At 42.4% G+C, this 19,819-nt stretch carries 22 protein-coding genes; all 22 read right to left on the bottom strand.

Features of this window, described 5'->3' with window-relative positions; all coding sequences use genetic code 11:
* Nucleotides 1-79 precede the first annotated feature (79 nt).
* On the bottom strand, nt 80-1,405 hold the full coding sequence (gene spoIVB / locus ACQV1I_RS09180) for a SpoIVB peptidase (protein ID WP_116333706.1): 1,326 nt from the start codon (nt 1,403-1,405) through the stop codon (nt 80-82).
* A 109-nt stretch (nt 1,406-1,514) separates the two neighbouring features.
* Entirely contained in the window at nt 1,515-3,239 is a 1,725-nt protein-coding gene (recN, locus tag ACQV1I_RS09175; RefSeq protein ID WP_094699073.1) for a DNA repair protein RecN, read from the bottom strand.
* 12 nt (nt 3,240-3,251) lie between these two features.
* Nucleotides 3,252-3,701 carry a transcriptional regulator AhrC/ArgR gene (gene ahrC / locus ACQV1I_RS09170; protein WP_003337877.1) on the bottom strand — a complete coding sequence of 150 codons (450 nt, stop codon included), beginning with the start codon at nt 3,699-3,701 and terminating at the stop codon, nt 3,252-3,254.
* 4 nt (nt 3,702-3,705) lie between these two features.
* Entirely contained in the window at nt 3,706-4,563 is an 858-nt protein-coding gene (locus ACQV1I_RS09165; RefSeq protein WP_018672593.1) for an NAD(+)/NADH kinase, read from the bottom strand.
* Nucleotides 4,564-4,814: 251 nt separating this feature from the next.
* Nucleotides 4,815-5,117, bottom strand: coding sequence for a hypothetical protein (locus ACQV1I_RS09160; RefSeq protein WP_094699075.1), 303 nt, complete (start codon nt 5,115-5,117; stop codon nt 4,815-4,817).
* Between the two features lie 186 nt (nt 5,118-5,303).
* Nucleotides 5,304-6,131: a TlyA family RNA methyltransferase gene (locus ACQV1I_RS09155; protein WP_116333705.1), complete on the bottom strand. Its 828-nt coding sequence runs from the start codon at nt 6,129-6,131 to the stop codon at nt 5,304-5,306.
* Between the two features lie 8 nt (nt 6,132-6,139).
* On the bottom strand, nt 6,140-8,026 hold the full coding sequence (gene dxs / locus ACQV1I_RS09150) for a 1-deoxy-D-xylulose-5-phosphate synthase (RefSeq protein WP_026315243.1): 1,887 nt from the start codon (nt 8,024-8,026) through the stop codon (nt 6,140-6,142).
* 147 nt (nt 8,027-8,173) lie between these two features.
* Entirely contained in the window at nt 8,174-9,070 is an 897-nt protein-coding gene (locus ACQV1I_RS09145) for a polyprenyl synthetase family protein (protein ID WP_094699079.1), read from the bottom strand.
* Between the two features lies 1 nt (nt 9,071).
* Nucleotides 9,072-9,323: an exodeoxyribonuclease VII small subunit gene (xseB, locus tag ACQV1I_RS09140; protein ID WP_116333704.1), complete on the bottom strand. Its 252-nt coding sequence runs from the start codon at nt 9,321-9,323 to the stop codon at nt 9,072-9,074.
* Nucleotides 9,313-10,668, bottom strand: a complete 1,356-nt coding sequence (xseA, locus tag ACQV1I_RS09135) for an exodeoxyribonuclease VII large subunit (protein WP_116333703.1) — start codon at nt 10,666-10,668, stop codon at nt 9,313-9,315. Before xseA ends, xseB begins: the two co-directional genes overlap by 11 nt.
* A gap of 25 nt (nt 10,669-10,693) precedes the next feature.
* Nucleotides 10,694-11,545: a bifunctional methylenetetrahydrofolate dehydrogenase/methenyltetrahydrofolate cyclohydrolase FolD gene (gene folD, locus ACQV1I_RS09130; protein ID WP_116333702.1), complete on the bottom strand. Its 852-nt coding sequence runs from the start codon at nt 11,543-11,545 to the stop codon at nt 10,694-10,696.
* A 95-nt stretch (nt 11,546-11,640) separates the two neighbouring features.
* On the bottom strand, nt 11,641-12,618 hold the full coding sequence (locus ACQV1I_RS09125) for an O-sialoglycoprotein endopeptidase (protein WP_116333701.1): 978 nt from the start codon (nt 12,616-12,618) through the stop codon (nt 11,641-11,643).
* A gap of 16 nt (nt 12,619-12,634) precedes the next feature.
* Entirely contained in the window at nt 12,635-13,045 is a 411-nt protein-coding gene (nusB, locus tag ACQV1I_RS09120) for a transcription antitermination factor NusB (protein WP_018672584.1), read from the bottom strand.
* 15 nt (nt 13,046-13,060) lie between these two features.
* A complete protein-coding gene (locus ACQV1I_RS09115; protein ID WP_018672583.1) occupies nt 13,061-13,273 on the bottom strand; it encodes a DUF2273 domain-containing protein in 213 nt (70 codons plus the stop codon).
* Nucleotides 13,274-13,285: 12 nt separating this feature from the next.
* The gene (amaP, locus tag ACQV1I_RS09110; RefSeq protein ID WP_018672582.1) at nt 13,286-13,855 is read right to left on the bottom strand and encodes an alkaline shock response membrane anchor protein AmaP; all 570 of its coding nucleotides are present in this window, start codon (nt 13,853-13,855) and stop codon (nt 13,286-13,288) included.
* A gap of 105 nt (nt 13,856-13,960) precedes the next feature.
* A complete protein-coding gene (locus tag ACQV1I_RS09105) occupies nt 13,961-14,392 on the bottom strand; it encodes an Asp23/Gls24 family envelope stress response protein (protein ID WP_018672581.1) in 432 nt (143 codons plus the stop codon).
* Between the two features lie 65 nt (nt 14,393-14,457).
* The gene (accC, locus tag ACQV1I_RS09100; protein WP_094699087.1) at nt 14,458-15,813 is read right to left on the bottom strand and encodes an acetyl-CoA carboxylase biotin carboxylase subunit; all 1,356 of its coding nucleotides are present in this window, start codon (nt 15,811-15,813) and stop codon (nt 14,458-14,460) included.
* 16 nt (nt 15,814-15,829) lie between these two features.
* Nucleotides 15,830-16,342, bottom strand: a complete 513-nt coding sequence (gene accB, locus ACQV1I_RS09095; RefSeq protein WP_094699089.1) for an acetyl-CoA carboxylase biotin carboxyl carrier protein — start codon at nt 16,340-16,342, stop codon at nt 15,830-15,832.
* A 179-nt stretch (nt 16,343-16,521) separates the two neighbouring features.
* A complete protein-coding gene (locus tag ACQV1I_RS09090; RefSeq protein ID WP_094699091.1) occupies nt 16,522-17,214 on the bottom strand; it encodes a SpoIIIAH-like family protein in 693 nt (230 codons plus the stop codon).
* A gap of 15 nt (nt 17,215-17,229) precedes the next feature.
* Nucleotides 17,230-17,868 (bottom strand): stage III sporulation protein AG, encoded by a 639-nt coding sequence (spoIIIAG, locus tag ACQV1I_RS09085; protein WP_116333700.1) that lies wholly within the window; start codon nt 17,866-17,868, stop codon nt 17,230-17,232.
* A gap of 30 nt (nt 17,869-17,898) precedes the next feature.
* Nucleotides 17,899-18,609 (bottom strand): stage III sporulation protein AF, encoded by a 711-nt coding sequence (spoIIIAF, locus tag ACQV1I_RS09080; protein ID WP_116333699.1) that lies wholly within the window; start codon nt 18,607-18,609, stop codon nt 17,899-17,901.
* A 10-nt stretch (nt 18,610-18,619) separates the two neighbouring features.
* The gene (gene spoIIIAE / locus ACQV1I_RS09075) at nt 18,620-19,804 is read right to left on the bottom strand and encodes a stage III sporulation protein AE (protein WP_094699097.1); all 1,185 of its coding nucleotides are present in this window, start codon (nt 19,802-19,804) and stop codon (nt 18,620-18,622) included.
* Nucleotides 19,805-19,819 lie beyond the last annotated feature (15 nt).

The raw sequence follows: 19,819 nt of genomic DNA, 5'->3' as shown, positions 1-19,819 counted from the left end.
TGTAATTTGCTGTAGAACTTTGCTACTTTCCGTTCGTTTCATCAAAATCACATATGTAAAAAAAGGTCTCAAGCAAGCATTAGCTCGCCTTGAGACCCATAGGTTGTTGCTGCTTTATCGTCAGTCCTGCATCCTGTAGCATCCATTCAATAAAACAACCATAGCCAGAAGTAGGATCATTGACGAATACATGTGTAACTGCTCCAACCACTTTACCATCTTGAATAATAGGGCTACCGCTCATACCTTGTACAATGCCACCTGTTTTTTCTAGTAATCGCTTATCATTAACCTTAATGATCATCCCTTTAGTTGCAGGAAAATGCTGTTTTACAACGTTGACAATCTCAATCTCAAACTCTTCTACCTCTTGTCCATTCACGACTGTTAAAATTTTAGCTGGACCTTCTTTTACCTGCTCAGCTAATGCTACCGGCAATGGTTCATTTTGTTTTGCTCTTTTGGGTTTATCGTACATTTTTCCGAAAATGCCAAACGGGGTGTTTTTAGAAATGTTGCCTAACACTTCATTTTCATTGTAAAAGCGGGCGAATTTCTCACCTGGATTACCACTCTGCCCTTTCTCAATGGAAGTAACACTAGCCTGCACGATTTGTCCATCTCCCACAACGATAGCCTGTCCTGTATCTACATCAGAAATGACGTGACCAAGAGCTCCGTATGCCTTTGAATCTGGCTCATAAAAAGTTAACGTTCCCACACCTGCAGCGGAATCACGAATATAAAGTCCCATACGATACTGATTATCTTTCTTGTCTTGTGCTGGTTTAAGTGTCAAAACGATCTTTTCTTTTCCTCGTACAACCATGAGTTGAATGGATTGATTTTTTGCACCAGCTTCATTTACAATCTTTTTTACCTCACTCATGTCATTAATGTACAGATCATTCATTTTGACAATCATATCTCCAACATGAATGCCAGAGCTTTCACCAGGTGAAACTTTTTCTTTACCTGTGTCAACCAAATGATGCCCAACTACCAGAACGCCAGCAGTCTGTAGTTTAACACCGATAGATTGACCTCCAGGTATGACTTTCAGATCGGGGAGCACATTAACTTTAACTTCTTTAATGGGAAGGCTGCCAACTCGCCATTGCAGACGAGCTTGCCCTACTTTTTTGGGTGCTACTTGCAATGGTTGGCTAAAATCGACGTGTACTTCACGGGCTTCTATTCCGTTTACGTGCAAAATTTCGGGGTTACTGTTTACTAGCGTTCCCATAACAGGTACGGAAAGCTTCAATTGGCTAAGGGAACCTTCAAATAACCGTAGTTCTTTGGGTAAAGAGGTTACATCATGAAAGGGGGTTGAAGTAACAATGAACGCAGTCAAGAGTAAGAGCAGAGATCCAATCCATTTTCTTTTGTGATTTCGTATCACCCAGCAATCACTCCTAGCTTCCCTACCTACACCTACAGCTACACCTCACTTACTAATATTTAATGTTACCTGCACGCCACCTGTTTATAACAACAAAAAGCTGTCAATTTCAATTGACAGCTTTCCGCTCGTTTCCAAGGAGAATCATTTCCTTAGCATGTTCTTTTGTTTTCTCTGTTACTTCAGCCCCACCAAGCATACGAGCAAGCTCGTTAACACGCTCTTCTGGTGACATAAGGATAACCGTCGTGCTGGTCTCCTGTTCATCCATCTGCTTTTGAATATAAAAATGGGCATCCGCCATAGAAGCTACTTGCGGTAAATGTGTAATACATAAAACTTGACGATGTTTCGCTACTCGTGCCAATTTTTCAGCAATAGCTTGAGCTGCTCGACCACTTACACCAGTGTCCACTTCGTCGAAGATCAAAGTACCTACTTGCTCGGTAGTAGCTAGAATACTTTTAATTGCCAACATGACACGAGATAATTCCCCTCCAGAAGCAATCTTGGTTAAAGGGCGTAGTGGTTCACCCGGGTTCGGCGCAATCAAAAATTCTATCTCGTCAATCCCACGGGAATTCACTCTGACTCGATTTCCTTCCACCTCAATACCACGCTCGTCTGGCATATGCTTAATCTCAATCGCAAAGCGGGCTCGCTCCATGTGCAATTCTTTTAGCTCATGTTCAATTAAGTCAGCTAATTCTATCGCTAACTCACGGCGAAGCGTACTTAACTCCAAAGCCTCAACCGCTACGTCAGCTTCGGCTTCACGGAGTGTCTTCTCCATTTGTTGCAAACGATCATCATAATGTTGGATTTCATCTAATTCGTCCTGGATACCTGCTGCATATTCCAGGATTTCATCCACGGATTTACCATACTTTCGCTTTAATCCGGATAGCTGATCTAATCTGCCTTCTACTTCTGCCAATATAGCTGGATCAAAATCAAGACGATCTTTTATATGACGCAATTGTTGGACAGTATCTTCTACCTGATAATAGGCACTTTGAATTGTTTCTACGATCGGGATAAGCTGTTCGTCATATTGTTGCACCCGTTCCAATTCTCCCATGGCATGCCCAAGCCAATCTTGTCCCCTCTGGTCTCCATATAGAGACATGTAAGCATCCTGTACACCAGCAAATATTTTTTCAATATTAGCCCACTTCTTGCGTTGTTGCATGAGCTTATCATCTTCGCCTGGGGTCAATTTTGCAGCTTCAATTTCATTTAGCTGATAGCTTAATAAATCAATGCGTTGCATCAATTCTCGTTCATTTTTAGCCATTCGTGACAAATCTTGCACTGCTTTGCGGTACTTTTGATATAAATGACCAAATTCCTGTTTTGTCCCGACCAAGCGGGGTTCCCCGTAAGCATCTAGCCAGCGAATATGCTTGTCTGATTGCATAAGCGCCTGATGATCATGCTGACCATGTACGTTTACCAGCCATGGACCTAATTCTCGTAACATTGCTAAGGTAATTAGCTGACCGTTAACACGAATGATACTTTTCCCTGTGGAAGAAATATCGCGACGTACAACCAGAATACCGTCAGGATCGACCTGAATTCCAAAGCTCTCACAGACGGAATAAGCAGGATGACCAGGCTTACATTCGAAAAGTCCTTCTATCTCTGCCCGTTTTTCTCCATAACGGATAAGCTCTGCTGAACTTCGATCACCGAGCAATTGTCCAAGCGCATCAATAATAATGGATTTACCTGCCCCCGTCTCCCCTGTCAGGATATTAAGCCCTTGACAAAAAGAGATTGTGGTGTGTTTGATAATCGCAAAATTGCGTATGGTTAGTTCGTGGATCATGCATACCCTTCCTTATAGCATGTCTAAGAAGCGTTGTGACACTTCTTTTGCATTCTCTTTGGTTCGACAAATGATTAAAATAGTATCATCACCGCAAACACAACCCATTATCTCATTCCAATGTAAATTGTCAATCAGAACAGCAACAGAATTAGCATTTCCTGGCATTGTTTTTAGTACGATAAGGTTCTCAGAAAAATCAATGCTCACAAAAGAATCCAGTAACACACGTTTCATTTTTTGCAACGGATTAAACTTCTGGTCCGTCGGTACAGAATATTTATAACGACCGTCACTCATCGGGATTTTAATTAAGTGCAGTTCTTTAATATCACGTGAAACAGTTGCCTGTGTTACACTGTACCCGTTTGAACGAAGATATTCTACGAGCTCATCCTGTGTTTCGATATCATTATTCATGATGATCTCTTTGATTTTGATGTGTCGTTGGCCTTTATTCATACATTTACTCCCATTCACCTTGTAATTTAGTTCGAATTAATTCATAAAAATTGCCTTGTGTCCATTTAATTAGCTGTGTAACATGCTTGGATTGCTCAACAAAAATCTCATCGCCGCCCTCTAAACGAGAACCAAACTGCCCATCGATTGAAAGTCCTATCTCATCATGTACAGCATCTACCTCAATTCGTAGACGCTGATCTGACGCTAACACAATGGGTCTAGCAGTCAAGGAATGAGAAGCAATTGGTGTAAGCAAGAGCATGGCCACATTTGGAGCCACAATTGGACCACCAGCTGCTAAAGAATAGGCTGTAGAACCGGTCGGGCTGGAAACGATAATTCCATCCCCACTAAAAGTCCCTACATAAAACCCATTTGAATAAACCGAACACTTAATGATTCGACAGAAAGATCCTTTAGTTATCCCAATGTCATTCATAGCTGTATAAGTGGCAAGTCGTTCACCTTGTCGGTACAGTTCAGTCGTGAGCATACTTCGCTCTTCTGTATAGTATTGCCCTGATAATAGCTTCTCTACGGCATCGGTTAGATTATCTGGTTCAGCCTCTGACAAAAAGCCTAGCGTACCGAGATTGATACCGAGTACTGGTAAATTCTGACCAGCTAACTGTCGAGCAATACCGAGCAAGGTGCCATCTCCCCCAAGCACGCAAAGAATCTCAACATATTTTGAAAAATCATAAAGGGATACGGCCACATCTTCTCGGCCAATCACTCCTGCTAAATCTTGTTCCAAATAAACTTTTGCCCCACGCGCTTCCAACAAGTATAATAACTCACGGGCGACGACGCGGGCTTTAGGCTTACCCTTGTTTGCGATAATTCCAATGGACTTCACAATGTCACCCCAGTATCTTTGATCATCTGCTTCTAGCAGGGAGATTTCGCGAATCTTATCCCAATGAATTCTTGCTGATCATCTCAGATGAGGGTTACTCGTTTGATTTACTTGAAACGATGGATTCGCTTTACACTTTGTTCATCTTTATACAATTATACATATTTTTTTGCATAATGGATAGGGGATTGAGCCTTCCTTCTTAGATTGAATAGGTAAAAATGCTTAAAATTTTCTAATTGTTATGCAAGTTATAACCTTTCCACATAATCCTTTGCTTCTTTTAGTGAAAGTCCCAACTCTTTTCTTGCTTCTTTTATCGCTTCAATTTTTTTCCCTTCTGAAAGTAGCCTACTTAATTTTGTGTTTATCGGATGATTTTGAACTCCAATGGAACTTGATTTCGTGATGTCTGAATAATCTGGAACTCCAACCTGTGTAGCAATTTGTTGTAGGATTACATCCATTTTTTTTAGTTGCTTTTGTAGGGAACTGACCTTTTCAAGTAAAAGGAAAACAATGCCTAGCAAGGCCATGATCAGCGCAAATTCCATGATCTTCACTCCTCATTTTTTATCAAATTCTTTGCTTGCTTACCCATCTTATAGACGATGTGTAGGGACAAATCAATTTTTCTTGCAATGAAAGCCTATATTGATTTTTTTTAGATAGCAAATAGGAAAAAAACCTCAAATTCATTAGAAAATGATTTGAGGTTCTGTTATTCATTAGCTTATATTCTAACTCAACTGCTTATGCGCTTCGGCTACTACTTCTTCAATACGAGCAAGCCACCAAGGCTCATCCTGATCTGCTACTTTCTCGTCAGCCCGCGGTTTGTAAAGATGGAGCAGAAATTCAATATTTCCCTCTCCACCCGTGATTGGCGAATAGCTGACACCATTTACTTGGAAACCTAATGTCGTAGCAAACCCGGCAATCTCCTCCACCACTTGACGATGAACAGTGGCATCCCGGACTATTCCATTTTTTCCCACTTTTTCTTTACCTGCTTCAAATTGTGGCTTCACCAATGCTAGTACATTTCCACCATCTTGTAAGAACAAGTACAGCACTGGCAGAATCAGCCTTAAAGAGATAAATGATACATCAATCGAAGCCATATTTGGCATCTCGTGTTCAAAAGAGGCCGGATCCATGTGACGAAAGTTGGTGCGTTCCATGACAATGACCCGCTCATCCTGACGCAATTTCCACGCTAGTTGATTGTAGCCTACATCAATGGCATAAACCTTTCGAGCCCCATTTTGCAGGGCACAATCTGTAAAACCTCCCGTGGATGATCCAATATCCATCATGATCCGATCAGTTAAGTCAATTTGAAACTCTTTAATAGCCTTTTCCAGCTTCAGGCCGCCACGGCTTACATAAGGATGAAGGTCACCTTTCACTTGAATGACAACATCTTCTGGAAATTTTGTACCTGGTTTATCACATCTTTCACCTGCAACAATAACAAGCCCTGCCATGACGGCTCGTTTTGCTTTCTCACGGGTCTCATACAGACCTCGATCTGCAAGCAAGACATCTAATCGTTCTTTTTTCATAGTCGTTATTAGGCCCTCTGTTTATTTACTGGTAGTAAGGAGCGTACACGTGCAGCGATTGCTTCGGCTGTTAAACTGATCTCTTGTCGTTGTTCCTTAACACTTCCATGCTCAACAAAATAATCAGGAACACCCATTGGTTCCACTACTATATTATGATAGCCCTGTTCAGCATAAAATTCCATGACTGCACTGCCAAAGCCACCTTGTACACAGCCTTCTTCAACAGTAACAATATCCATATTTTCCTTAGCTAGTCGCAAGAGTAATTCTTCATCTAGTGGTTTACAAAAACGAGCATTGACAAACATCGGCATGATGCCGTCCATTTGCAAAAGATTAATTGCTTTTTCCGCCACGTCATAGATATGCCCAAATGAAAGAACAGCTACGCCCTTTCCCTCTTTAACCACTTCCATCTGTCCGATTGGAAGTGCCTTGAGCTCTTCATCCATTTTGACACCAAGACCGTTTCCACGTGGATAGCGGAAAGAACTAGGGCCATCATAATCGGCCGCTGTTTTCATCATATGCTGCATTTCATTCTCATCTTTTGGTGCCATAATTACCATATTCGGAATGGCACGCATAAAAGCAATGTCATAAACACCTTGATGGGTCTCTCCATCGGCTCCTACCAATCCAGCCCGGTCTACAGCAAAAACAACTGGTAGCTTCATTCGAGCAACATCGTGAATGAGCTGGTCGTAGGCACGTTGCAAAAATGTGGAGTAGATTGCTAGAAACGGCTTCATCCCTTGTGTCGCCAACCCAGCAGCGAACGTACATGCATGCTGTTCAGCAATCCCAACATCAAACATTCGCTCTGGATATACTGATGCATACTTTAAGAGACCTGAACCATCTGGCATAGCCGGTGTAATTGCTACAATGCGATCGTCTTGTTGTGTTAGCTTAATCAGTGTATCTGCAAAGACACTTTTGTAGGCTGGTGCAGTAGCAACTGCTTTAATCATTTCACCAGATTCAATCTTATAAGTATCCGTACCGTGCCATTTCATAGCGTTTTGTTCCGCTGGCAGATACCCTTTTCCTTTTTTTGTAATCACATGCAATAAGACCGGACCTCGTGTATTCGCGGCTGTACGAAGTGAATCAATCACAAGCTCTAGGTTATGTCCATCAATAGGACCAATGTACGTAAAGCCCAGCTCTTCGAATAAAATGCCGGACACAAGCATGTATTTCATGCTGTCCTTGACCTTCTCCGCCAGTTGAGCCAATTTGCCACCTACAGCAGGAATCGCCTTCAGTAGGCTTTCTACCTCATCCTTAGCTCTGTTATAAATATGATCGGTACGTAATTTTCCCAGATAGTTATGCATAGCACCTACATTTGGCGCGATGGACATTTCATTATCATTTAAGACCACGATTACATTCTTTTTTTCATGTCCGATGTGATTTAAGGCTTCAAAAGCCATACCGCCTGTCAATGCACCATCCCCAATGACACCTATCACATGGAAATTTTCCTTTTTTAAATCGCGGGCGCTAGCCATGCCCATGGCACCTGACAACGAAGTGCTGCTATGCCCTGTTTCCCAAACATCATGAGCGCTTTCTGACATTTTTGGAAAACCGCACAATCCCTTATATTGACGCAGTGTCGGAAAATCATCTTTTCGTCCTGTTAAAATTTTGTGCACATAGGCTTGATGGCCAACATCCCATAAAATTTTATCCTTGGGACTGTTAAAGAAATAATGTAAAGCGATCGTTAGCTCCACAACCCCTAAGTTGGGAGCTAAATGCCCTCCCGTTTGAGAAAGGTTTTCTATCAGGAACCGACGAATTTCTTCGGACAACTGCTGTAATTGGGAGATTGTCAAATGCTTGAGATCATCTGGGCTCTTCATGTTTTCAAGCAACACTGTAACCCCTCGCTTTCACTAAGTCGCAAACCTTCCATACTAATCATACATTATGATTCACAAAAAATTACACGTACACGCATTATATCCTTTTCTTATGTAAAAAACCATAAGAGAGTGATGATATCTCTCTTTAGATAAAGATAATTAACTAACACGCTCCATTACATACTCTGCTAGAGCAAATAAGGCAGGGTGATTAATTTCTACTGCTTCAAGCTCTGCTTGAGCCTCTTTTACAAGCATCGCTAGTCGTCGTTTTGACTCTACAAGTCCGAGTAACGCAGGATAAGTTGCTTTCTCTTTGCTGGCATCACTTCCCACAGCTTTACCAAGCAAAGTAGCATCCCCCTCAACGTTTAAAATGTCATCTTTAATCTGGAAGGCTAGTCCAATCTTAACAGCATAATTGGTTAGGGCCTGCAATTGCTTAGGGGTTGCTTCCGCTAGATAGCCTCCGCCTCGCAAAGCTGCAACAAGCAAATCCCCTGTTTTATGTAAATGGATATACTCCAATTGCTCGAGAGAAAGCTGTTTACCTTCCCCCATAATATCAGCCATTTGTCCACCCACCATTCCTTGTTCACCGGCACGTTGCCCAAGCTCAGCTAGCAATTGAACGGTTGTCTCAGCTTTTACCTCGGGATGATGTAAATAAGAACTAGCCACCAATCCAAACGCTCTGGTCAATAGAGCATCCCCTGCTAAAATGGCAGTAGCTTCACCAAATACCTTATGATTAGTCGGTTTGCCCCTACGCAAATCATCGTCGTCCATCGCCGGAAGATCATCATGGATTAATGAGTAAGTATGAATCATTTCTAAGGCCGTCGCATAAGGAAGACCACGTTCAATCGGTTGATGAAACGCTTCCAGTACAGCTAGAACAAGAATAGGACGTAATCGCTTCCCACCAGCCATCAGTGAGTAGTGCATTGATTCGTACAGATTAGGGGGAACTCCTTCTGTAGATAGTGCCTTAGGTAATTCCGCTTCCAGTAAAGCAATCTTTTCATTCAAATAATCCTTCAGGCTAAAACTCATGCTAGTCCTCCTCCACATGGAACGGACGATCCGATACGTTGCCGTCTTGGTCTAGAAGCTGAATTACCTTAGCTTCAATTACATCTAGCTTCGTTGCACATTGACGAGATAGTTGAATTCCTTCTTGGTACAAATCAATCGCTTTCTCCAAAGGAACATCACCTTCTTCTAGCTGACGCACCACTTCTTCCAGCCGTTGCATTGCTTCTTCAAATAGAAGTTCCGTTTCCTGTTCTGCTTTTTTACGAGCCATGGTTCTCTTCCTTTCGCTCTATGTCTGTTACCGTTGTCATGATCTTTCCATCTTGATATCGTATCATGAGCTGATCGCCCACTTCAATTCCCTCAACAGATTTGATTAATGTATCACCCTTATAAGATAGGCTAAAACCACGTTGCATAACCTTTAACGGACTTAACGCATCCAGGTGCTGAACCAAAGCCAACCATGCTTGTCGAGACCGTTCAGTTTTTTGCTTCATATGCTGTGTCAATTGGCTATGCATGCGGTTGATCTGAACACGTTTCTCTTCCACTTGTCGCTCTAATCGAATTTGTTTTAACCGTTGTTTCACATGGCGTACTTGCTCTCGTTTTCGAACTACCTTCATTTTCATGATGGCACTAAGACGCAACGTTACCTCATCAATTCGCTGTCGTCTCTCTTCTACTCGACGCAACGGATTTTTTAACCCATACGATTGCTGTAATCTTTGTAAATGGGTGCGCTTCTCTTGAAGTTGTGTTTGTAGGGCACGAGCCAATCGATGATCTAGCTGCTTGATTCGCTCCATCCACTCCAAATAATGAGGTACGGCTAATTCGGCTGCAGCAGTCGGGGTTGCCGCTCTCATATCTGCCACAAAATCTGCAATCGTAAAATCTGTCTCGTGACCAACTGCTGAAATCACAGGTACTTGTGAAGCCACTATAGCTCTGGCAACCGCTTCCTCATTAAATGCCCAAAGCTCTTCAATCGAGCCTCCTCCCCGACCTACGATTATTACATCTACTTGATACTGATTCATATTTCGTATAGCACGGATGATGGAAGCAGGAGCCTCGACACCTTGTACAATCGCCGGAGCAAGCATAATTCCTGCTTGGGGGTACCTACGCTTGAGTGTGGTAATAATATCTCGTATTGCTGCTCCAGTAGGTGATGTAACCACTCCGATCGTTTTCGGAAACCTGGGTAATGCCCGCTTCCTTTCAGAAGCAAACAAACCTTCCTGTTGCAGTTTTTCTTTTAATTGTTCATAGGCAAGAAATAAAGCCCCTATCCCATCAGGCTGTAATTCTCTTGCATATAATTGATATGCTCCGTCCCTTTCAAATACAGAAATGGAACCACGCACAATCGCTTTGGTTCCATTCTTCGGTATAAATGTAAGGAAACGGTTATAGCTAGCAAACATCACGATTTTAAGCCGTGAATCTTTGTCTTTTAACGTGAAGTACATATGACCACTGTGATGATGTGTAAAGTTAGAGATCTCTCCGCGAATCCAAACATCAGCTAGCCTAAGATCTCCCTCCATCATACGCTTCACATAGCGGTTTAACTCCGCTACAGACATAACCTCTGCTGGCTTCATAAACGCTCCCTTCCTCTATCCACAATTATACAGTCAGTTTTCGCTTTGCAGAGATGACCGTGTTCTGCATGAGCATTGTGATTGTCATTGGACCAACGCCACCTGGAACTGGAGTGATATGACTCGCTACTTCCTTCACTTCATCAAACAAAACATCTCCAGTTAGCTTGCCATCTAAACGATTCATTCCAACATCAATGACAATAGCACCTTCTTTTACATGCTCTTTCTTGATTAAGTGAGCTATTCCTACTGCAACCACCAATATATCAGCCTGACGAGTTTGTTCCTCCAGATTTTTTGTACGAGAATGACACATGGTAACCGTAGCATTTTCATGCAAAAGTAATAAAGAAACTGGTTTCCCTACAATATTACTGCGACCTACTACTACAGCATGCTTACCCTCCATACTAATTCCTGTACTTTTAATCAGCTCAATCACACCATGTGGCGTGCAAGGAAGAAACGTCTCTTTACCAATACATAAGTTACCTACGCTGATCGGATGAAACCCGTCAACATCCTTTTCCGGGGAAATAGTATCAATAATCGCTTCCTCGTTCATATGCTTAGGCAAAGGTAATTGTACCAAAATCCCATGAATGTTCGGATCTTGATTTAATTCCTCTACCAAATCTACTACTTCCTGCTGTGTTACGGTACTTTCAAGACGAAATGATTTAGAGTAAATTCCTGTTTCTTCACATGCTTTGATTTTGCCGTTCACATACGTTTGAGAAGCAGGATCATCACCGACTAAAACAACAGCCAAACCAGGTTGAATTCCTTTATCAACTAGTTCTGCTACCTCTTGTTTGATTCGTGCACGATACGATTTTGCAAACTCTTTACCATTGATTACTTGGGCTGTCATATTTGTCACTCCTCCATATTCGTTCATCTGTATACAGTAAGTGTAGCGGAAAGTGGATACAGGTGTAAAGACGAATTTTATTTACTAAAAAACTATTAATGTTCGCCTTTAGCTTTCATCCATCCTAACATAGCTACACCATATGCATTATCACCTGTATAAGCAGGGTCGCAGAAAAAGAGTTTGCCCTTTACCGCTGGATGTTCGAGTCGTTTAATCAAGCGTTCACGTATGTATTGGTTAGCCGCCACGCCACCTACAATCAGCACTTCCCGACCGTGACCAGCTTCAATCGCATTGCGCAAGGCTTTTTCTAAACTGTTAGCCACACACTGTTCCGTTGCCCGAGCGATTTGGGAAGGGGTTGCCATTCCCTCATTGTTTGCTCGTAATAAAGCATTTTCTGGACCAGAGAAGCTAAAGGTAAGTCCTTTTACAGAAGAGGACACTCTGAATTCTTCTACTGAGGTCTCCACGTGATCTACCTCTTTAGCTAGTTCCTCCAGATAAGGCCCAGCAGGGAAAGGCAGTTTCAAAGCTACCCCAATGCGATCAACCAGTTGTCCTGCATGCAGATCGATTGTTCCTCCAATGATATCTATCAGGTAGCCTGTTTCAGTACGTTGGCACGAAAGAATTTCACTGGTTCCCCCAGATAAATGGACAGCTAAAAATCGGTCGTTTACAGGTCTTTGCCTAGCTGTATATTCGCCTGCCGCGATGTGACCTTCCTGATGCGTAGTCAGGTAAAGGGGGACACGCAAAAATAAAGAAAGTGATTTACCTAAGCCTTCACCCACTTTAAAGACAGGCATGTAGGACCCATCTTTAGGGCGAGGTTTTTCACTTACACAAATTCCCTTTACTTGATACTCTTGTAATTTTAATTGATGACAAAGTTCAGGAAGGTTCATCACATGCTGAAAGACGGCTTCCGATTGTTGCAAACCCCGCTCTCCTTCTTTCACACGCAAGAGTTTTTTGGCTTCTGCGACAATCTCACCGTCTTCTGTTGCAAGGCAAAGCGATGTCCGATAATTGCTGGTGTCAATTCCTACCATCACGTTTTTCATTCGCTTCACCTATCATTTATTCTTGAGTTTCTACTCTTTCTTTGCTTTGCAGATAATTAGATAGCACGCCATTCACAAAACGATAAGACTGATCGTCGCTAAACAGCTTCGCTAGCTCAATCGCTTCATTCACTATTACGCGAGCTGGTACTCCCTCTTCAAACATCAATTCAAAAAAGGCAAGGCGTAAAATCGCACGGTCTACATTTGCAATACGATCCAATTGCCATCCACGCAGATATTGTTTCACTGCTTCATCGATGGAATCTAAATTATTTAATGAGCCTTCTACCAGGTACAAAAGGTATTTGTTGTCTTCTGAGCTGTCTTCCATCACCATATGTAAAGCATGGTGTAGCTCAACCTCAGCCATGTCGATTTGAAAAAGGATTTGAACCGCTTTTTCGCGTGCAATTCTGCGTTTCATGTACTTAGTCACCTACTATTTAAATTTGCCAGGTAAAATCCGATCGAGAATTTCTCGCAGGTCTTCTTTTCGATCCAGTTTTTGTCCAATAAAGTAGCCTGTCCCAATAAACACGATGAAAACCAGCGTGTTCCAGAAACCCACCAACAAATAAATGATACCAAAAAGAAAACCAGCCAGTACTCCTAACAGTTTCCCCTTATGTTCCCATAATAACTCCCAAAGCATCCTATTCACCCTCTAATCCAACTTTCTGTTTCGAACGGCGACATTATTTTCCTTTGAGACGACTTCCGTTACCACAACAGTCACCTCTGCGATGTCAACGCCAGCGATGCTTTCCACTTGCTGTTTTACTTCGGTTTGCAACGTTTGCGTCATTTCAGGAATAGGGGATTCACCATCTACAGTGATTTTCAAAATGATTGCATTCCCGTTTTCCATCGAGCGAATTGTGGTTGTAAGATCGCGAACACCGCGAACCTTTCGCCCTGCGCGTTCTGCAATCGCTTTGATTGTTGCAAAGCTGATATTTACCATTCCATTCTCGTTACGTTGATAGATCCCTTTTTCTTCTCGTACCTTTCGCTGTGGAAAAGCACTAAAAATAAATCGAACGCTAATCACCAAAAAGATGACAGCTACAATTAGATAGGGAATGTTAATCATATCCGTATTATACAGTTCATTAAGCACCGCTTCTACATAGTACGGCTGAATTAAACGAGTAATGACACCAATCGCAATAATTGAGCCCGCTGTGAGCGCAATACTGTAAATCGTTAGGATAAACCGGTCAAAAAGATTCATGCGCGCCTCTCCTTTGTAGGAAACATCAACCAGCAAAGAACTCTGATCAGCATGCTCGACCAGTAGGAAAAATGCCCCCTAAGCTGGGGGCACTCCTAATAAGGTTTATCGAACCCGCTGATATTCTTCCGTTTGTGTAGCAGGTGGAGTTGCTGCTGGTTGTACTTTTTCCTCGGATTTTAATTCAACATCGATGATATGTACATTCACTTCCACCACTGATAGCCCAGTCATCGCTTCAATTGCGTTACGTACGCTATCTTGAATGTTACGAGCTACCTCAGGAATTCGATGGCCGTATTTTACGATAATGGAAACGTCAACTGCTGCTTCTTTGGAGCCTACTTCTACACGTACTCCTCGGGCTGCGTTTTTTTTCCCTAACTTTTCAACGAAATCTCCAACTAATCCACCGGTCATATGTGCAACTCCGTCAACCTCAGCAGATGCCATACCAGCAATAACTTCCAAGACTTCGGGAGCGATCTGGATTTTTCCAAGCTCTGATTTTGTCTCTTCTGCATCTATAAATTCCACGCTTCGCACCTCCCTTTTCAATTACACCTCATTATAACAGCGGGGTATGTTTTTTTGCAAACTTCCTAGAGATCATTCAAATGAAGATCGTATGTCTCTAAAAATTTTGTGTCAAATTGTCCACCGATGAAAACTTCATGCTCTAATAATTTTAAATGGAAAGGGATTGTCGTATGAACGCCTTCGATCATAAATTCCTGCAACGCACGCTTCATTCGTTCGATGGCTTCCTCACGCGTTTTCCCCCAAACGATTACCTTTGCAATCATGGAGTCATAATATGGCGGAATCGAATAGCCCGGATATGCAGCGCTATCAATACGAACACCAAATCCACCTGGCGCTAAGTAGCCCTCAATTTTTCCCGGTGACGGCATAAAGTTCTTTGCCGGATTTTCAGCATTGATACGACACTCCATTGACCAGCCATCCAGTACGATATCTTCCTGTGTAAAGGACAGATAGTTGCCAAATGCTACACTGATTTGCTCTTTAATAAGGTCTAAACCCGTGATCATTTCAGTTACCGGATGCTCTACTTGAATACGAGTATTCATTTCCATGAAGTAAAACTGGCCATGTTTGTCCAAGAGGAACTCTACAGTACCTGCTCCATGATAGTGTACCGCTTTAGCAGCAGCTACGGCAGCCTCTCCCATCTGTTTGCGTAGCTCTTGGCTTAGCGCTGGAGATGGAGCTTCTTCGACTAATTTTTGGTGACGTCGTTGAATTGAGCAGTCACGCTCTCCAAGATAAACTACATTACCATATTTATCGCCCATGATTTGGATTTCTACGTGACGAGGACCTTCTACGAATTTTTCCAAATAGACGCCAGCATTTCCAAATGCCGTTTTCGCTTCATTCTGTGCTTGACGAATTGCTTTTTCTAAATCCTCGGCGTCTACAGCTACTCGCATACCTCGACCGCCGCCGCCTGCTGTAGCTTTAACCATAACAGGGTAACCGATCTCGTTTGCTGTATCCAATGCTTCAACAATGCTCTCGATTAGCCCGTCCGTTCCAGGAACAGTGGGAACTCCAGCACGCTTCATGGTATCTTTAGCTGTGGATTTATCCCCCATGCCTGTAATGGCTTCTGGATCTGGTCCGATAAAAGTAATGTTACAAGCCGAACAGATCTCAGCAAAGTCAGCATTCTCCGCCAAAAATCCATATCCTGGATGAATTGCATCTGCTCCCACCTTGGTTGCAACGCTCATGATACTTGCCATATTTAAATAGCTGTCTTTTGAAGCAGTAGGCCCTATACAGTAAGCTTCATCAGCGAGCTTAACATGTAAGGCTTCTCGATCTGCCTCCGAGTATACAGCAACCGTTTGGATACCTAATTCGCGACATGCACGGATAACGCGCACGGCAATTTCACCGCGGTTGGCAATGAGAATCTTTTGAAACATCGCGTTTCTCCTCCAATTATTGTGCCTTTACCAAGAATAAAGGTTGACCATATTCAACCAGTTGTCCATCTTCTACTAGGACTTTGACGATTTCGCCAGTCACTTCTGCTTCTATTTCATTAAATAATTTCATTGCTTCTACAATACAAACAACCTTGTTTGGCGTAACTCGATCACCCGGATTTACATAGACTGGTGCTCCTGGTTCTGGAGATGTATAGAATGTACCTACCATTGGAGAAACAATTTTATGCAAATTAGCTTCATTTTCTACTGGTGGAGCCGCAACAACTGGTGCTACAGGCGCTTGTTGTGGTGCAGCAGCAGCTTCCATTTTCAGTGTGTATTGCTCGGCTGGAGCTGATGTATAAGCAACAGGCTCAGAGCGTACAACAACTGGTTGAGATGCTTCTACTCCGCCGCTTTTTTTAATAGAGAGCTTAGAGCCATCCGCCTCAAGCTCAAATTCTTTAATGGAGGATTGGTCCAGCAATTTGATAATTTCACGGATCTCATGCAGTTTAAACACTACTTAGCACCCCTTTGTTCATTCAATAATTCAGCTCTTTTGTCGATCGGAATGACAATTATGATTGCATGTTATGAGCTGGTCATAAAATTTATGGTAACTTTTTGTCACGCGAACGTCAAGAAAGGATTTCTTTCTCATCCATATCTAGATTCGAGAAAGAAATCCTTTTTCCCCCCTTAGGGTTGAAAACTAACTGTAATATTTTTGCCTGGAACATTTAAATGTTGTTTGGCAAGAGCAATCAATTTAATTGCTTCTTTTGAATCCACCTTATCTTTCTGAACAATAATACTGACACTCTCCTTTTGCGTATTCACTACGCAATCCTTATAACCCTTGGTTTTGATTAACTCTTCTAACGCTAGTGTTTGCTGCTCAAGGGTAGATAATTCCTCTAAACGTGCGTTTGCTTCTGCAATCGCTTGTGGAGTCGAACCTGAGTTGGTCATAATGGCCGTTTGCTCATCTTTTTGTAATTGGGTCATTGCCTCACGCTTAAGCTTATATCCTTGGAAAACGTCGGCTGCTTCTGGTGCAGGTAATGCAGTAACATCAGGTGTTGTGGCTGCTCCTGGAGTTTTATTTGTAGCTTTCTGATTCGACTTCTCAGCATCTTTAGCGGTAGCTTGTGCTGTAGCTTTATCTACTTCTTCTTTGCTTTCAACCGGTTTTGCATCTGGCATTGGTTGATCTAATTGCTTCGTATCTACTTCAATCCCTGTAATCGATTGATTTTCCTTTTGTGCTTCTTTATGATCGGTGGTTGCCGGCACCTGGTCGTTTGGACCTTTTACCATATAATATCCAGACAGCACGACCATTACTGCGAGCATTGTCAACAACCAGACTGTTTGTTTACGTAAAATCATTTGAAATCCCTCCTACTATTTTTTGGGTAAAATAGAAATTTTATAAGCGGGTACTTCCAATGTTTTTTGCACAGCTTCTGTAATCCAAGCCTTCACCTGAATGTTCTCGGCTCCTTTTGCTACAACCAGCACTCCTCTCACTTTAGGTTTTAAGGTTTTCACTATGACAGGCTGTTCTTGTTTGGAACCATTCATGACAACTACCTGTTCGTTGCGGGATTGGTCACTTTGAGCGCGGGTCGCTTTTTCTTTGTCGGTTTCGTTTGTAGTAGCTTGGCGTTGTTCCCGATTTTTCTCAACCACCACTTCTGGAGTCGAATCGAGATTCACCATCACTTCTACAGAGCCTACTCCAGTTACCTTTTCTAAAATATCTTTAAGTTGGGTCTCAAAACGATTTTCGTATTCTCGAATTAAGTCGCCACCTGTTGCATTAGAAGAGAAAGCGGGTGCGCTTTTAGCCGGATCGTCAGGAGGCTGTATGGAACTATAATTACCTTCTTGTTCGCGTGCTATATCTGGGGTGAACGACAAAAAGTCAGTGAAAATCATGAATGCCGCCCCTAAGCAAAGCAGAATAATAAAATAATGAAGCGGCTTCATCTTTTTTGGCTCATCCTTGGATTGTATCAATTTCTTTAGTGAATTCAGCATAATGGGTCCCCCCTTTCAGATACCGCCCAATTAGCGCTTTTCCGCTTCCCGTTTGGGAGCAATTACTTCGACCTGCTTTATTTCCACACCACATTCCTTGGCAATATACGCCGCAATTTCTGCATGAAGTGGGTCTTGTTTAACCACTGAAGCAGAAGCTTCGATAGCTTCATTCTTTCTCTCAATTCCCTCTCGTTGATCATTTAGGTTGATTTCAACAGATTGGATCGGCGTAATTTTCTCAATAGGTGTAATGGTATCTTCTTGTCGCTCTTGCTTGGGTGGACTTGTAGGGTGTTGACCTGAACTAATCGTTGCTGTAATCTCTTTGATCACTTGTTCTTTAGAGTCAGGTGATGCAAATCGAATCGCTACATCCGAGAGTGTTATTCCATAAGTCTGCTTTACCTTTTCAGTAAGTAGGTTACTTAATTGTGATGAGACGTATTGGGTCATTTGAGCATCTTTATGTTGAACCAATTTCTGTGTTAATTGCTCCCACTGTGACTGTTTCTCGGTCTTTTCCTGTTCGTTTTGGTAAATACCAATTTTAGTAGCTAATTCATCTGGTGTAATTTGAAATATCGAGAAGACCGGCGACATGATTGTTAACAGAATAATAAGACCCATCACCATTTTCACGTATTGCTGTATCTTCGTATTGGGCAAGATGAGATCCAGAAAGGCGGCTAACAGCACTAGTAGAACAACTTTTCGTAACCAGAGATTTAACCATTCCATTTCACTTCACCTACCGAACCATCAAGGATATATTTCCAGCTGCAATAATGATGGTGATGGCCAAAAAGAACATCAATCCAACTGTTGCTAGGGCTGCAAAGACATACAGTAGACTTTTACCGATAGTTCCTAGAGCTTTAATAATTGGGCTATTTCCCAACGGTTGCAGAACCGCTGAGGAAAAATTATAAATCAGAGCCAATATGAGAATCTTCATAGCTGGAAAAGCACATAAAAGTAGTAGAATGAAAACACCAGCCAGTCCCACTGCATTTTTTACTAGCACAGAAGCACTTACGACCGTATCTGCTGCATCCGTGAACATTCGCCCAACCACAGGTACAAAATTACCTGTGATATACTTTGCTGTTCGAATCGTCACTCCGTCTGCCATGGCTGAGGTAGCTCCCTGAATACTTAGAATGGCAAGAAAGATAGTTAAGAAGGAACCCATCACTCCCATGGCTACATTTCGAAGCAATATAGCTAATTGGGTTACTTTATACCTTTCTGAGAATAGACTCACAATTGAAAGCATTGCTGAAAGAAATAAAAGTGGAAAGATTATCGTGGAAATAAGAAAACCGCTTATATTGATCATGAAGACGATAATGGGATGGAACATAGCTGCTGAAGCTAAATTGCCCATGGAGGCCAGCAAGGCAAGGACAAGAGGTATCATGGCGAGCATAAAGTCTGACATCCCTTGGATTGCATCCTTAGCGTAGGTAATCGCCACATGAAAGCTATTCATCGCAAGCACCATCAGAACCAAGTAAGCAATAGCGTAGGCTACAACAGATACTGTATTTTTTTCAAAAGCATTCTGCATGGATTCTAGTAGCATCGCAAATACGGTAATGATGATGATCGAGCTGAGTAGCTTCCCGTTCATGAGAATTTCGTGAAAGAAGAATTTTAGAATCCCTTTAAACATGCCAGATGGCGATAACCCACCATCCTCCATCAGTAATTGCATGAAACCTTTTTGTTTCAGATCTGGCAGGTATCCCTCGTATTGGTCTAATGTCTTTTTCCAAAAGGTCTCAATTTGTTGCAGATTTAGGTGCTCCGCCTGTTGCTTGACCATTTTTTCTACCGGCGAGAATTTCTCGGGGGTTGATGCTGCTGCGATGGCACCATCTGCAAAGAATAGCAGAAGAAACAGGAGCAAGAGGGTACATCTTTGTGCCACCGTTCATCCTCACCT

Source organism: Brevibacillus sp. JB24b, assembly GCF_051713385.1.
Classification (GTDB): Bacteria; Bacillota; Bacilli; order Brevibacillales; family Brevibacillaceae; genus Brevibacillus_B; species Brevibacillus_B laterosporus.
The sequence above is the reverse complement of the archived record's forward strand: the minus strand, read 5'-3'. Positions and strand labels throughout refer to the sequence as shown.